A 14,486-nucleotide genomic window follows, 5' to 3' on the forward strand; every position below is an offset into this window, starting at 1 on the left:
GGGCGGTGAAAGCAGAAAGATATCAGTTGGTTGTCGGCGCGTGTTGGCGTTGGTTTGCCTCTTGTGACCCGGTGCTTCTGCGCCGGGTCTCTTCTTTCCGGACCCATCAGTCAGGCCGTTTCTCCAATAACATTTCCGGTTTCAGACAAATTCTAGGCAAGCAAGAGGAGGGTTTTAGCCTTCTGTTCATTCCAAGCGGTGAGGTTGGCGGCGCACCTGAAGCGGTGGCGCAGACCGATACCAAGGCCTGCATCCGTCAGAACGACGTCAGCAAAGCCGATCGCGGCAAATGAAACCGGCGCCAAAATGCGCTTTCGAACATCAAGGGCAAGAATATGTCTAGCATCCTGACGAACAATGGCGCGATGGTCGCGCTGCAAACCCTCAAATCCATCAACTCGAACCTCGCGGACACCCAGTCGGAAATCTCGACGGGCAAACGTGTTGCAACCTCCAAGGACAACTCCGCCGTCTGGGCCATCTCGAAGGTGATGGAAGCGGACGTAAAGGGCTTCAAGGGGATCTCCGACAGCCTCAACCTTGGCCAGTCCACCGTCGCCGTCGCCCGCCAGGCCGCGGAAACCACGACCGAGCTGCTGACCGAGATCAAGGCCCGCATCGTTGCCGCCCAGGAAGAGAACGTCGATCGCGACAAGATCCAGACCGACATCGACGCCCTGCGCAACCAGATCGTCGGCGTCGTCGGCGCGGCACAGTTCAACGGTCTGAACCTGCTGTCGAACACCGAGACCACCGCCGGCACAGGGGCGGTCAACATCCTTGCCTCGCTGGATCGGTCGGGCACCGGCGTGACCGCATCGGACATCACGGTGCAGAAACAGGACCTCGGGCTTGGCGCAGCCTCGATCGACGTGGCATCGGCATCCGCCACCGCCGCGGCCTCGGACGAACTGTCAGGTGCGGCCAACACCGCCGCCGTCGCCCTGGCCGGTAACGCAACACAGGCGACCACCGCTGCCGTTGTTGGTCAGACCGCAGGTGCAGGCACCGCCACTGTGGCGGCCGGCACCGGTTTCTCGATCGAGATCACAGCGGGTGCCGCCGGTCTGGCGACCTTCAACACCACCGCAACGGCAGGCGCACAGGAAATCACCTATGTTGCCCGCGACGGTGACACTCAGGCCGATGTGGCCGCCGGTCTTGCCGACGCGTTTAACAAGTACGTGACCGACAACTCGGCCATCACCGACGGCCTCGGCATCGGCGCGGCGGTGAATGGCACCAACGCGAACCAGATCGATTTTACCGGCGCCAACAACACCGGTGACAACTTCTCGGTCCAGGTCCGCAGCTACGCTGTCGGGGACTCCACCATCGGTGGCCGACTCGAAGCCCTGGCCGATATCGACGTCACCACCCAGGCCGGTGCCGATGCCGCCCTGCTGGAGGTCGAGACGCTGATCCAGACCGCCATCGACTCGGCCTCGGCCTTCGGCTCTGCCCAGGGCCGGATCGAAACTCAGGCGGATTTCGTGTCCCAGCTGACCGATGCGCTGAAATCCGGCATCGGCGCGCTGGTCGATGCGGACATGGAAGAGGCCTCGGCCCGCCTGCAGGCGCTGCAGGTCCAGCAACAGCTGGGTGTCCAGGCGCTGTCCATCGCCAACCAGGCGCCGCAGTCGCTGCTGTCGCTGTTCCAGGGTTAACCCCTATCCAGGGCCCGCCGGGGTCGTGGAACGTTTTGTTCTCGAAGGGGCGGTGCGCATGCGCCGCCCCTTTGCCTTGTCGGGTGAATGCCCGGAGTTGCTTAAAAATTAAGCGGTATGCCGGGGCGGCAGGCATCCGGGCGCGCGCGCGCTTGCCCCGCGTCGCGCCAGTCGTGAAAAGACCTCATGTCGGATCGGATCACCATCGTCGTTGTCGAAGAAGACCGCGAGCGCGCGATCTCGATCGTCGATGCTCTGCGGGCCTCGGGCCCTTACGACGTTCATGTCATCGGCAATGCGTCCAGCCTGGCGCGCCGGATCGGGGCGCTGGCACCGGATGTCGTGCTGATCGACATCGACAATCCCACCCGCGACATGCTGGAGGAACTGACGCTGGCCTCCGGCCCGCTGGAACGCCCTGTCGCCATGTTCGTCTCAGGCGCGGCAAGCGGCCTGGCGCGCGAGGCGGTGGAGGCGGGCCTGTCCGCCTATGTCGTCGACGGGATGCAGCCGGACCGGCTCAAACCCGTGCTGGACGCGGCCATCGCGCGTTTCCAGATGATGCGCCAGATGCGCCGCGAACTGGCCGAGACTCGCCGCGCGCTGGAGGAACGCAAGGTCATCGACCGCGCCAAGGGCCTCTTGATGAAGGCACGCGGCATCGAGGAGGAAGAGGCCTACGCCCTATTGCGCAAGGCAGCGATGGATCAGGGGCGCCGCGTGGCCGATGTGGCCGAGGCTCTGGTCACGGCATCGGGGCTCTTGTCATGAAGATGGTCAAACTGCCCGTTGCCTTTGTTCCGCTGGTGGACGCGGCGCCGCTGATCGTGGCCGAGGAGATGGGCTTTGCCCGCGAAGAGGGGATCGCGCTGGACCTGGTCGCCGCGCCCTCGTGGTCCTCGGTGCGGGACATGCTGGCCTTTGGCCGCGTGGATGCGGCGCAGTTGCTGTCCCCCGTGCCCGTCGCGATGGCGCTGGGGCTGGGCGGGGTGACACAGCCTGTTTCGGCGGTCTCAGTCCTGTCGGTGAACGGCAACGTGATCGGCGTCAGCCGCGCGCTGGAGGATCGGTTGCGGGCCACGGGCTATGGGTTCGATTTCCATGACGCGGCGGGCGCGGCCCGGGCGCTGGCGTCAGTCGCCGACCGACCGCTGGTCTTTGGCGTCCCCTTTCCCTTTTCCATGCATGTAGAACTGCTGCACTACTGGCTGGAAAGCTCCGACCTGGCGCAAAAGGGGTTCGAGGTGCGCACCGTGCCGCCGCCGTTGATGGTGCGCGCCCTGGCCGAAGGCGATGTGGATGCCTTTTGCGTGGGTGAACCCTGGGGATCGGCGGCGGTCGAGGCCGGGGCAGGGGCGCTCTTGCTGCCGGGCAAGGCTGTCTGGTCCTTCGCACCGGAAAAGGTTCTGGCGGTGCGCACCGACTGGGCCGAAACCGAACCGCACCTGTTGGGCAAGCTGATGCGCGCGGTCTGGCGGGCGGGCCGCTGGCTGGATGCGCCGGGGCACCGGACCTCGGCGGCCGAGATCCTGGCGCAGAAACCCTATCTCGACCTGCCGTCCGAGGTGGTCGACCGCGCACTGACCGGGCGCCTGACGATCTCGGGCCATGCCGAACAGCGCCTTGTCGATGGCTTTGTCGCCTTTCACGAGGGCGCGGCCAACTTTCCCTGGCGCAGCCAGGCCAAGTGGATCGCGCACCGTCTTGCCGCCCGCCTGGGCCTGGACGAGGCCGAGGCCCGGGCGCGCGCCGCAGAGGTTTTTCGCAGCGACATCTACCGGGCGCAGATGGCCATGACGGGTGCGGACCTGCCCGGAGCCTCGGAAAAGCTCGAAGGCGCGATTCGAGAAGAGACCGCCGTCGCATCGAAGAAAGGTGGGCTGCTGCTGCCGCCGGACGCGTTCTTTGATGGGCGCATTTTTGATCCGGAGAAGCATTGATGCCCAATAATGCGGCACTGCAGCGTGCGATCCCGCCGGTTTTCGCGGTCTTGCGCTGCGCTGCGGCAGAAAACCATTGCCTGGGGACCTCTGCCTGACGCAGGATCACCCCATCGACGTGCAATGGCGTACGTCGCGCGAAATATCTCCCATAGACCGGGATTATCCGAGCAACGCCGCTCACACTTTGTCCTCCTCCCGGACAAAGCGTGTTTGCGGCTTTTTGTTTTGCCCGGAGTTTCGTGAAGGACCCGGGCCCTTGAAAAAAGGAACCGACCTCATGAAGTCTTTCCTCCTCGGCCTTGCGGCCACCACCGCCCTTGTCAGCCCCGCTCTTGCGCAGATGCTGGATCTCGAAAAGGACGAACTGACCTTCGGCTTTATCAAGCTGACCGACATGGCCCCGCTCGCCGTGGCCTATGAGCAGGGTTATTTCCTTGACGAGGGCCTGTTCGTGACGCTCGAGGCGCAGGCCAATTGGAAGGTCCTGCTGGACGGCGTGATTGGCGGGCAGCTGGACGGCGCGCACATGCTGGCCGGTCAGCCGCTGGCCGCGACCATCGGGTTCGGCACCGAGGCGCATATCATCACGCCGTTTTCGATGGATCTGAACGGCAACGGCATCACTGTCTCGAACGAGATCTGGGACCAGATGAAGCCGAACATTCCGCATGAAGACGGCAAGCCCGTCCATCCGATTTCCGCCGAGGCGCTGGCCCCGGTGGTCGAGAAGTACAAGTCCGAGGGCAAGCCCTTCAACATGGGCATGGTCTTCCCCGTCTCCACCCACAATTACGAGCTGCGCTACTGGCTGGCCGCCGGCGGGCTGCACCCGGGCTATTACAGCCCCGAGAACATCACCGGCCAGATCGGCGCCGACGTCCTGCTGTCGGTGACGCCGCCGCCGCAAATGCCCGCCACGCTGGAGGCCGGGACGATCTATGGCTACTGCGTCGGTGAGCCGTGGAACCAGCAGGCGGTGTTCAAGGGCATCGGCGTTCCGGTCATCACCGACTATGAGCTGTGGAAGAACAATCCCGAAAAGGTCTTTGGCATCACCGCCGAGTTCGCCGAGGAATATCCGAACACCACGCTGGCCGTGACCAAGGCGCTGATCCGCGCGGCCATGTGGCTGGACGAGAACGACAACGCCAACCGTCCCGACGCGGTCGAGATCCTGTCGCGGCCCGAATATGTCGGTGCGGATTACGACGTGATCGCTGCCTCGATGACCGGCACATTCGAGTATGAGAAGGGCGACAAGCGCGAGGTTCCCGATTTCAACGTCTTCTTCCGTTACAACGCCACCTATCCCTTCTACTCGGACGCCGTCTGGTACCTGACCCAGATGCGCCGCTGGGGCCAGATCGCCGAGGCCAAGCCGGACAGCTGGTACGACGAGGTGGCCAAATCGGTGTATCGCCCGGACATCTACCTGGAAGCCGCGCGCATTCTGGTGGACGAGGGCCTGGCGGATGAGGCCGATTTCCCCTGGGACAGCGATGGGTACAAGGCGCCGACCCCGGCGGGCGATATCATTGACGGCATTCCCTACGACGGCCGCACGCCCAATGCCTATCTCGACAGCCTGCCCATCGGTCTGAAATCCGAGCAGACTGTCGTCGGCACCGAGGTCAAGGGCTGACACCGGCCCGGACGCCGAGGCCCCGGATCAGGTCCGGGGCGCGTTTCACTCCCTGTATCGCGCGCCCCGGGCACCGCCCCGGGGCCTCTCCCTCCCTCCGCACGAGGACCGCAAGACATGACGACAGTCGATCCGAATTTCTCTGACAACGCCGCCCGCGAAGCCCGCCGCGCCCGGCTCTTCACCCGCATCAACGCCGCCGACAAGTGGTTCCAGGTACTGGGGCTGAGTTGGCTCACCCCGGCGCTCAAGGCCGCCGCAGGTGACAACCCCAGGGCCCAGATGAAAGACCTCTGGCGCCTTCTGGGCGTGCCCTTGCTGGCCATCGCCGGTTTCCTGCTGCTCTGGGGCACGCTGGCGCCGCAGGTGCAAACCAGCCTCGGCGCCGTGCCTGGCCCGGCCGCCGTCTGGGAAGAGGCGGTGAACCTGCACGCCGATGCCGAGGCCAAGGCCGCCAAGCGCGAAAAGTTCGAGGCGATGGTGGCCAAGCGCAATCAGAAGTTCATCGACGCGGGCCAGCCCGACAAGGTCAAGGACATCGCCTATACCGGCGCGCCCAGCTACTACGAGCAGATCTGGACCTCGATCAAGACGGTCTTCTTCGGCTTTTTCGTCGGCACGGTCATCGCCATTCCGCTGGGTATCATGGCGGGGTTGTCGCCCACTGCGAACGCCGCGCTGAACCCGCTGATCCAGATCTTCAAGCCGGTCTCGCCGCTGGCCTGGCTGCCCATCGTCACGATGATCGTCTCGGCCATCTACGCCACCAATGACGGGCTGTTCGCCAAGTCGTTTCTGATCTCGGCCATCACGGTGACGCTCTGCTCGATCTGGCCGACGATCATCAACACCGCCCTGGGCGTGGCGAGCATCGACAAGGACCTGGTCAATGTCTCCAAGGTTTTGAAGATGAACACCTGGACCAAGATCACCAAGCTGGTGCTGCCCTCGGCCCTGCCGCTGATCTTCACCGGTCTGCGCCTGAGCCTCGGTGTCGGCTGGATGGTCCTGATCGCGGCGGAAATGCTCGCGCAGAACCCTGGCCTGGGCAAATTCGTCTGGGACGAGTTCCAGAACGGCTCCAGCCAGTCGCTGGCCAAGATCATGGTGGCGGTCTTCACCATCGGGATCATCGGCTTTCTGCTGGATCGCGTGATGTACGCCCTGCAGTCCCTTTTCACCTTCTCGAACCAGCGGTGAGCGACATGGCTGTGATCGAATTCAACAACGTCTCCAAGAGCTTTGGCGAGGGCACACATGCCACGCCGGTACTCAAGGACATCGACCTGGCGGTCGAGGAGGGCGAATTCCTGGTGATCCTGGGCTTTTCCGGGACCGGCAAGACGACGCTGATCAACCTGATGGCCGGGCTGGACAGGCCCACGCAGGGCAGCGTCACCTTCCAGGGCCAGCCGATCACCGGACCGGGCCGGGAACGCGGGGTGATCTTCCAGAACTACTCGCTGATGCCCTGGCTGACGGTCGAAGGCAACGTGCGCCTGGCAGTGGACACGGTGTTCCCGCGGATGCCGCGGGCGGAAAAGGCCGCCAAGGTCGCCCATTACGTCCAGATGGTGGGCCTCAGCCACGCCGCGACGCGCCGCCCGGCGGAACTGTCGGGTGGTATGCGCCAGCGCGTGAACGTGGCCCGGGCGCTGGCCATGTCGCCCGAGGTGCTGCTGTTGGACGAACCTCTGTCGGCACTGGATGCGCTGACGCGCGCCAACCTTGCCGAAGAGATCGAGAAGATCTGGGAGGCGGACAAGAAGACCTGCGTGCTGATCACCAACGACGTGGACGAGGCGATCCTGCTGGCGGACCGCATCATCGCGCTGAACCCGGACGGGACCCTGAGCGAGGAATTCAAGGTCGGCATCGAACGCCCGCGCGACCGCACGGCGATGAACAGCAACGACAGTTTCAAGGCGCTGCGGGCGCAGGTCACGCAATACCTGATGGAGGTGGGCATCGAGGCCAAGCCCGAGGGCACACGGGTATTGCCCGAGGTCACGCCGATCCACGGTGTCCCGCAGGCGGTCAAGGAGGCCCAAAAAGGCCTGATCGACGAGCGGTTCCTGGACTTCAGCCAGTTGCACAAGGTCTATCCGACGCCCAAGGGGCCGCTGACCGTGGTCGAGGATTTCAACCTGAAGATGGACCGGGGCGAGTTCATCTCGCTCATCGGCCATTCGGGCTGTGGCAAGTCCACGGTGCTGACAATGGCCGCCGGTCTGAACGAAATCTCCAAGGGGGCGATCAAGCTGGACGGCCGCCATGTCGAAGGCGCGGACCCCGAACGCGCCGTGGTGTTCCAGTCGCCCTCACTGTTCCCCTGGCTGACGGCGCGCGAGAACTGCGCCATCGGTGTCGACAAGGTCTATCCGCGGGCTTCGCGGGGCGAACGGCAGGACGTGGTGGAATACTACCTCGAACGGGTCGGGCTGGCCGACGCTATGGACAAGCCCGCCAGCGAGATGTCGAACGGCATGAAACAGCGGGTCGGCATCGCGCGGGCCTTTGCACTCTCACCCAAGCTGCTGCTGCTGGATGAACCTTTCGGGATGCTGGACAGCCTGACGCGCTGGGAATTGCAGGAAGTGCTGATGGAGGTCTGGGACCGGACCAAGGTCACGGCCGTCTGTGTCACCCATGACGTGGACGAGGCGATCCTTCTGGCCGACCGGGTTGTGATGATGACCAACGGACCGCAGGCGACGATCGGCAAGATCATCGACGTCGACCTGCCGCGCCCGCGCACCCGCAAGGCGCTGCTGGAACATCCCGATTACTACAAATACCGCGCCCAGGTGCTCGATTTCCTCGAGGAATACGAACACGGCGCCAAACCCAAGCCCAAGGCCGCCGCGCCGCGGGCCATCGCGGCGGAGTGATCCCCATGAAACAGAAACTTGTCGTCATCGGCGCCGGAATGGCCTCTGGCCGGGTGCTGGAGCACCTGCGCGACCGCGCGCCCGATCAATATGACATCACGCTTTTCAACGCCGAACCGCGTGGCAACTACAACCGCATCATGCTGTCGCCTTTGCTGTCGGGCGAAAAGACCTACGCGGAAATCGTCACCCATGACGATGACTGGTACGCGGACAAAGCGATCACCTGCCGCTTTGGCGAGCATGTGGTCGGCATCGACCGCGAGGCCAAGACGGTGACCGGGCAGAATGGCACGGTGGGGTATGACAAGCTCTTGATCGCCACCGGGTCCGCGCCCTTCATCATCCCGGTGCCGGGCAAGGACCTGCCCGGCGTGATTTCCTACCGCGATCTCGACGACACCAACGCGATGGTCGAGGCCTCTGCCAAGGGCGGAAAGGCTGTTGTGATCGGCGGCGGGTTGCTGGGTCTTGAGGCCGCGGCCGGGCTGGCGCTGCGCGGCATGGAGGTCACCGTCCTGCACCTGATGGGCCACCTGATGGAACGCCAGCTGGACGAGGCGGCGGGCTACCTGCTGAAGAAGGACCTCGAAAAGCGCGGCATCACCGTGCTGACCAAGGCCGCGACCAAGGCGATCCTGGGCGAGGATCACGTCGAGGCGGTGCTGCTGGAGGATGGCACCGTTCTGGACGCCGACCTGGTGGTCATGGCGGTCGGCATCCGCCCCGAAACCCGGCTGGCCAATGATGCGCATCTGGATGTGGCGCGCGGGATCGAGGTCAACGCGCAGATGATGACTTCGGACCCGGACGTGCTGGCCGTGGGCGAATGTGTCGAGCTTGACGGGCAGCTTTTCGGCCTCGTCGCGCCGCTTTACGATCAGGCCAAGGTGGTCGCCGCGACCCTGACCGGGGAAGAGGCGGCCTTCGTGCCCAAGGAACTGTCCACCAAGTTGAAAGTCACCGGCTGTGATCTTTTCAGCGCGGGGGATTTCGCCGAGGGCGAGGGGCGCGAAGACGTGGTGTTCCGCGACCCGTCGCGCGGCGTTTACAAGCGCCTCGTGATCGAGGGCAACAAGCTGGTCGGCGCGGTCATGTACGGCGACACCGCCGACAGCAACTGGTTCTTCGGGTTGATCAAGGACGGCACCGACATCGCGGAGATGCGCGAGACGCTGATCTTTGGCCCCGCCTACCAGGGAGGTGGCCAAGCGGACCCTCTCTCAGCCGTTGCAGCCTTGCCGCCTGAGGCGGAAATCTGCGGCTGCAACGGCATATGTAAATCCACTATCGTCAATGCCATCGAGGGCGGCGCCACCGATCTTGGCGCCGTCAAGGCAACCACCAAGGCCAGCGCCTCTTGCGGGACCTGTACCGGGCTTGTCGAACAGCTTTTGCAGGTGACGCTGGGCGACGGGTTCGAGATGCCCACGGCCCAGCCGGTCTGCGGCTGCACCGACCTTTCCCATGAGGACGTCCGCCGCCTGATCAAGAGCCAGGAGCTGAAATCGCAAGAGGCCGTCTGGCAGGAACTGGGTTGGAAAACGGTCAACGGCTGCCACACCTGCCGCCCGGCGGTGAACTTCTACCTGCTGGCGGATTGGCCGCTGGACTATACCGACGACCCGCAAAGCCGCTTCGTCAACGAACGCAACCACGCCAACATCCAGAAGGACGGCACCTATTCGGTGATGCCGCGCATGTGGGGTGGCATGACCACGCCGCAGGAACTGGTGGCCATCGCGCAGGCGGCCGAGAAATACGGCGCCACGGTCAAGGTGACAGGCGGCCAGCGGATCGACCTGCTGGGCGTCAAGAAAGAGGATCTGCCCGCCATCTGGGCCGATCTGAACGCCGCCGGCATGGTCTCGGGTCATGCCTATACAAAGGGGCTGCGCACGGTGAAAACCTGTGTCGGCTCGGACTGGTGCCGTTTCGGCACGCAGGACTCGACCGGCCTTGGTATCAAGCTGGAAAAACGCCTCTGGGGGTCGTGGACACCGCACAAGGTCAAGCTGGGTGTCTCTGGCTGCCCGCGCAACTGTGCCGAGGCGACTTGCAAGGACATCGGCATCGTCTGCGTCGACAGCGGCTATCAGATTGGGGTCGGCGGGGCGGCTGGCATGGACGTCAAGGAGGTTGAACGCCTCGTCGATGTGCCGACCGAGGAAGAGGCGATCGAATGGACCGTCGCCTTTGTCCAGCTCTACCGCGAGAACGCAAAATACCTCGACCGGGCCTACAAGTGGCTGGCCAAGGTCGGGTTGGACTGGGTGCAGGAGGTGTTGGCCGATCCTGCGGAACGCGCGGCGCTGGTTGACCGCTTCGACCTGTCGCAAAGCGTCTACCAGACCGATCCCTGGGCCGAACGCGCCCGCCCCGAGGTGGCGCAAAGCTTTCAGCCCCTGGCCGATTTCACACTGGAGGCAGCAGAATGACCTGGACCGATATTGGCGCCGTCACGGATGTTCCCCTGCGCGGTGCGCGCCTGGTCAAGACCCACGCGGGCTGCATCGCCGTGTTCCGCACCGCAGAGGACGAGGTCTTTGCCGCCTCGAACGCCTGCCCGCACAAGCAGGGGCCATTGTCCGAGGGCATCGTGCACGGGCAGAAAGTCACCTGCCCGCTGCACAACTGGGTCTTTGACCTGAACACCGGCGAGGCGCAGGGCGCTGACGAGGGACGCATCGCGGTCTACCCGGTGCGGATCGAGGCGGGGCGCATCCTGTTGGAGATCAGTGCCCTTCAGAACCGGAGTGCTGCGTGATGGCGGGGGCAGGGCGGAAAACTGTCCGGTCCACCTGCCCCTATTGCGGGGTGGGCTGCGGCGTGTTGCTCACTCCTCAGCCCGACGGTGGGCTGGAGGTGCGCGGCGACCCGGACCACCCGGCGAATTTCGGGCGTCTCTGCTCCAAGGGCTCTGCGCTGGGCGAGACGGTGGGTCTTGACCGCCGCCTGACGGCCCCCCGGATCGGTGGGCAGGAGGTTGGCTGGGACCGCGCCATTGACACCGTGGCCCGCAGGTTTTCCGAAACGATTGCCGAACACGGGCCGGACAGCGTCGCGTTTTACGTCTCCGGCCAGTTGCTGACCGAGGATTACTACGTCGCCAACAAGCTGATGAAAGGCTTTATCGGGTCCGCCAACATCGACACGAACTCGCGCCTCTGCATGGCCTCGACCGTGGCGGGACATCGGCGCGCCTTTGGCACTGATACGGTCCCCGGCACCTACGAGGACATTGAAGAGGCCGACCTGGTGGTGCTTGTCGGGTCGAACCTGGCCTGGTGCCACCCGGTATTGTACCAGCGCGTTCTTGCGGCGCGAAAGGCGCGCGGCACCCGGATCATCGTCGTGGACCCGCGCCGCACCGCCAGTTGCGACGGCGCCGACATGCACCTGGCGCTGGAGCCCGGATCGGACGTCGCCTTGTTCAACCGTCTCCTGGCTGAGATCGAGGCGCATGGCGCAGTGGATGCGGATTTCCTGCGCAATACCACGGGCTTTGACGCGGCGCTGGCGCAGGCGCGCGCCGAGGACGGCAAGGCGACCGGGTTGAGCGAGGCACAGATCGCCGCCTTCTGCGCCGACTGGATCGGCACCGAAAAGGTGGTGACGATCTTCAGCCAGGGGGTGAACCAGTCCAGCGCCGGATCGGACAAGGTCAATGCCATCCTGAATTGCCATCTCGCGACGGGCCGGATCGGCACACCGGGCTGCGGGCCGCTGTCGGTCACCGGCCAGCCAAACGCGATGGGCGGGCGCGAGGTGGGCGGGCTGGCCAACATGCTGGCTTGTCACCTGGATCTTGAAAACGCCGACCATCGTGCCGCCGTGCGCGAATTCTGGTCGGCGCCCAGGGTGCCCGACGCGCCGGGGCTCAAGGCCGTGGAGATGTTCAACGCCGTGGGCGATGGGCGGATCAAGGCGCTCTGGATCATCCACACCAACCCCGCCGTGTCGATGCCCGATGCCGACGCCGTGCGCGACGCCATCGCGGGCTGCGATTTCACCGTGGTCAGCGACATCACCGCCGAGACCGACACCGCGCGGCTGGCCGATGTGCTGCTACCCGCCAGCGCCTGGGCCGAGAAAGACGGCACCGTCACCAACTCCGACCGCACCATCAGCCGTCAGCGCGCGGTCCTGCCCGCTCCGGGCGCGGCCCGCCCCGACTGGGAAATCCTCGCCGAGGTCGGGCGCCGCATGGGCTGGCGCGAGGCCTTCGACTACCAGTCCCCGGCCGAGATTTTCCGCGAATATGCCGCGCTTTCGGGTGTCGCCGGCGGTTTTGGCCGCGACTTTGACATTTCCGGTCTCGCAGCGCTGGGCGCCGAGGACTACGACGCTTTGGAACCCACCCGCTGGCCGGTCAGCGTCAGACGTGACGGCGGGCGCTTCTTTTCCGATGGCCGGTTCTTCCATGCCGACCAAAAGGCCCGCCTTGTCCCGGTTTCATGGCGTCCGCCGGCGGCGAAAACGGCGCCGCGCTACCCTTTCCGCCTCAACACCGGGCGCACCCGTGACCAGTGGCACACGATGACGCGCACCGCGCTTTCGCCGCGGCTCTCGGCGCATCTGGCAGAGCCTTTCCTGGAAATCCATCCCGCAGATGCCTTTGCCAAGGGTATTGGCACGGCCGACCTTGTCGGCGTCGACAGTCCGCAGGGCAGTGCCATCCTGCGCGCCCGTATCACCGATGCCGTCCGCCCCGGGCAGGTTTTCGCGCCCATGCACTGGACCGGCGAAACCGCCCCTTCGGCCCGCATCGACGCGCTGGTGGCGGCTGTGACCGATCCGGTTTCGGGCCAGCCGGAAAGCAAGGCCAGCGTGGTCAATGTCACGCGCCTGGACGCGGCCTGGTACGGTTTCGCGGTCTCCGCCCGCCCGATAGCGCCAAAGGCGGCCTACTGGGCGCGCAGCGTGACCCGTTCGGGCCAGCGGGCCGAGCTTGCCGGGCTGGACAGGCCGCAGGACTGGGAGGCGGAGGCCCGCGCGCTCTTCGATCTGCCAACTGCGGAACTGACCTCTGTCATGGGGCCGGGGCAGGGCAATGCGCGCCTGGCTTTTCGGGAAAACGGCCAATTGATCGCGGCGCTGTTTGTCTCGCCCACGCCCGTTGCCGTCATGCGCGACTACCTGGCCACGCTGCCGGATCAACCGGACCAGAGCCTGCTCTCGGGCCGGTCGCCCGCCGATGTTCCGGACCCGGGGCCGATCCTCTGTTCCTGTTTCGGCGTTGGCGTGAACACGATCCTGAGTGCCATCGAGGCCGACGGGCTGCTGAGCGTCGAGGCCATCGGCGCCGCCCTGCAGGCAGGAACGAACTGTGGTTCCTGCCGACCGGAACTGGCCGACCTCCTGGCCTCTGTTCAGCAAAAGGAAGCGGCGGAATGAGCCTCGCCGCCCATGTCCGCACGTTGGGTCGGGGGCCGGGCCGGTCGCGTTCTCTGACCGAGGACGAGGCCGCCGAGGCCATGTCGCAGATGCTGGAAGGCGCCGCGCCAGAGGCCGTCGGGGCGCTGTTGATGCTGCTGAGGATGAAGGGCGAGACGGCAGAGGAAATCTCAGGCTTTGCCCGCGCGGCCCAGGCAGCGCTGGCCGATTGGCCCCGCGCCGATCTGGACTGGCCGTGCTACGCCGCCGGGCGCACCCGTGGTTTGCCCTGGTTCCTACTTGCCGCGAAACTGGTCGCCGTCAACGGCCAGCGTGTTCTCTTGCACGGCTGGAACGGACCGGATCAGGCAATCCGCGACGGGTTGGCCGCCTTGGGCATCCCGCAGGTCCGCACCCCCGCCGAGGCCGCGCGAGCGCTCGACGAAGGCCGGATCGCCTATGTGCCGCTGGAAAGCGTGCACCCCGCGCTGTTCCATCTGCTCGATCTGCGCCGAACTCTTGGCTTGCGCTCCTGCGTCAACACGGTCTGCCGGATGCTGAATCCGGGCCGCGCACCGGCCAGCGTGCAGGGGGTCTTTCACCCCTCTTACCGGCTGTTGCAGGCCGATGCGGCGCAGCGCCTCGGCTGGCGCAACCTGACCGTCATCAAGGGCGGCGGTGGCGAATTCGAACGCCATCCGGGTATGGAGATCGCCGGTTTCGGCCTGCGCGAGGGCGTCCCGTGGCACGGCAGCTTTCCGGGTCTTGCCGAGGATCATCGCCGCTTGTCGGACCTCGCCTTGCCCACCGAGGCGCTGACGCACCTCTGGGACCGCGACCAAGGCCCGGCGTTTGCCCGTCAGATCGTCCTCGGCACCGCCGCGCTGGCCTTCGACACGCTGGACCTGGCCCCCGACCTCTCCGCGCTCTGGCAAGCGCGCCCCGTTCCGCAGACCGCCTGACAGGA

Annotated in this window: 11 protein-coding genes; all 11 read left to right on the plus strand. The window is 65.5% G+C overall.

The features are described from left to right. Positions 1–5 precede the first annotated feature (5 nt). The 11 genes from KZZ07_RS11630 (at position 6) to KZZ07_RS11680 (ending at position 14,481) form a co-directional block, all read left to right on the plus strand. Positions 6–293 (plus strand): hypothetical protein, encoded by a 288-nt coding sequence (locus tag KZZ07_RS11630; protein WP_219514317.1) that lies wholly within the window; start codon positions 6–8, stop codon positions 291–293. A gap of 42 nt (positions 294–335) precedes the next feature. Further along, a complete protein-coding gene (locus KZZ07_RS11635; RefSeq protein WP_219514318.1) occupies positions 336–1,667 on the plus strand; it encodes a flagellin N-terminal helical domain-containing protein in 1,332 nt (443 codons plus the stop codon). Positions 1,668–1,853: 186 nt separating this feature from the next. Next, positions 1,854–2,438: an ANTAR domain-containing response regulator gene (locus tag KZZ07_RS11640; protein ID WP_043137215.1), complete on the plus strand. Its 585-nt coding sequence runs from the start codon at positions 1,854–1,856 to the stop codon at positions 2,436–2,438. Then, positions 2,435–3,607 (plus strand): ABC transporter substrate-binding protein, encoded by a 1,173-nt coding sequence (locus KZZ07_RS11645; RefSeq protein WP_219514320.1) that lies wholly within the window; start codon positions 2,435–2,437, stop codon positions 3,605–3,607. The genes KZZ07_RS11640 and KZZ07_RS11645 overlap by 4 nt, the downstream gene beginning before the upstream one ends. A 280-nt stretch (positions 3,608–3,887) precedes the next feature. After that, a complete protein-coding gene (locus KZZ07_RS11650; RefSeq protein WP_219514321.1) occupies positions 3,888–5,252 on the plus strand; it encodes a CmpA/NrtA family ABC transporter substrate-binding protein in 1,365 nt (454 codons plus the stop codon). A 117-nt stretch (positions 5,253–5,369) separates the two neighbouring features. Beyond that, positions 5,370–6,452: an ABC transporter permease gene (locus KZZ07_RS11655; RefSeq protein WP_219514322.1), complete on the plus strand. Its 1,083-nt coding sequence runs from the start codon at positions 5,370–5,372 to the stop codon at positions 6,450–6,452. Positions 6,453–6,457: 5 nt separating this feature from the next. After that, positions 6,458–8,143 carry an ABC transporter ATP-binding protein gene (locus tag KZZ07_RS11660; RefSeq protein ID WP_219514323.1) on the plus strand — a complete coding sequence of 562 codons (1,686 nt, stop codon included), beginning with the start codon at positions 6,458–6,460 and terminating at the stop codon, positions 8,141–8,143. A 5-nt stretch (positions 8,144–8,148) separates the two neighbouring features. Further along, on the plus strand, positions 8,149–10,581 hold the full coding sequence (nirB, locus tag KZZ07_RS11665; RefSeq protein ID WP_219514324.1) for a nitrite reductase large subunit NirB: 2,433 nt from the start codon (positions 8,149–8,151) through the stop codon (positions 10,579–10,581). Next, entirely contained in the window at positions 10,578–10,910 is a 333-nt protein-coding gene (gene nirD / locus KZZ07_RS11670; RefSeq protein ID WP_219514325.1) for a nitrite reductase small subunit NirD, read from the plus strand. Before nirB ends, nirD begins: the two co-directional genes overlap by 4 nt. Then, the gene (locus KZZ07_RS11675) at positions 10,910–13,540 is read left to right on the plus strand and encodes a nitrate reductase (RefSeq protein ID WP_219514519.1); all 2,631 of its coding nucleotides are present in this window, start codon (positions 10,910–10,912) and stop codon (positions 13,538–13,540) included. Before nirD ends, KZZ07_RS11675 begins: the two co-directional genes overlap by 1 nt. Further along, positions 13,537–14,481, plus strand: coding sequence for a glycosyl transferase family protein (locus KZZ07_RS11680; protein WP_219514327.1), 945 nt, complete (start codon positions 13,537–13,539; stop codon positions 14,479–14,481). The genes KZZ07_RS11675 and KZZ07_RS11680 overlap by 4 nt, the downstream gene beginning before the upstream one ends. The last annotated feature ends 5 nt before the right edge of the window (positions 14,482–14,486 follow it).

The sequence above is a fragment of the Mameliella sp. CS4 genome, assembly GCF_019392335.1.
Classification (GTDB): domain Bacteria; phylum Pseudomonadota; class Alphaproteobacteria; order Rhodobacterales; family Rhodobacteraceae; genus Antarctobacter.

Coding starts and splice junctions, on each gene's coding strand:
- KZZ07_RS11675 (WP_219514519.1), top strand. CDS start 10,910: ATGGCGGGGGCAGGGCGGAAAACTGTCCGGTCCACCTGCCCCTATTGC.
- KZZ07_RS11655 (WP_219514322.1), top strand. CDS start 5,370: ATGACGACAGTCGATCCGAATTTCTCTGACAACGCCGCCCGCGAAGCC.
- nirB (WP_219514324.1), top strand. CDS start 8,149: ATGAAACAGAAACTTGTCGTCATCGGCGCCGGAATGGCCTCTGGCCGG.
- KZZ07_RS11640 (WP_043137215.1), top strand. CDS start 1,854: ATGTCGGATCGGATCACCATCGTCGTTGTCGAAGAAGACCGCGAGCGC.
- nirD (WP_219514325.1), top strand. CDS start 10,578: ATGACCTGGACCGATATTGGCGCCGTCACGGATGTTCCCCTGCGCGGT.
- KZZ07_RS11680 (WP_219514327.1), top strand. CDS start 13,537: ATGAGCCTCGCCGCCCATGTCCGCACGTTGGGTCGGGGGCCGGGCCGG.
- KZZ07_RS11660 (WP_219514323.1), top strand. CDS start 6,458: ATGGCTGTGATCGAATTCAACAACGTCTCCAAGAGCTTTGGCGAGGGC.
- KZZ07_RS11645 (WP_219514320.1), top strand. CDS start 2,435: ATGAAGATGGTCAAACTGCCCGTTGCCTTTGTTCCGCTGGTGGACGCG.
- KZZ07_RS11635 (WP_219514318.1), top strand. CDS start 336: ATGTCTAGCATCCTGACGAACAATGGCGCGATGGTCGCGCTGCAAACC.
- KZZ07_RS11650 (WP_219514321.1), top strand. CDS start 3,888: ATGAAGTCTTTCCTCCTCGGCCTTGCGGCCACCACCGCCCTTGTCAGC.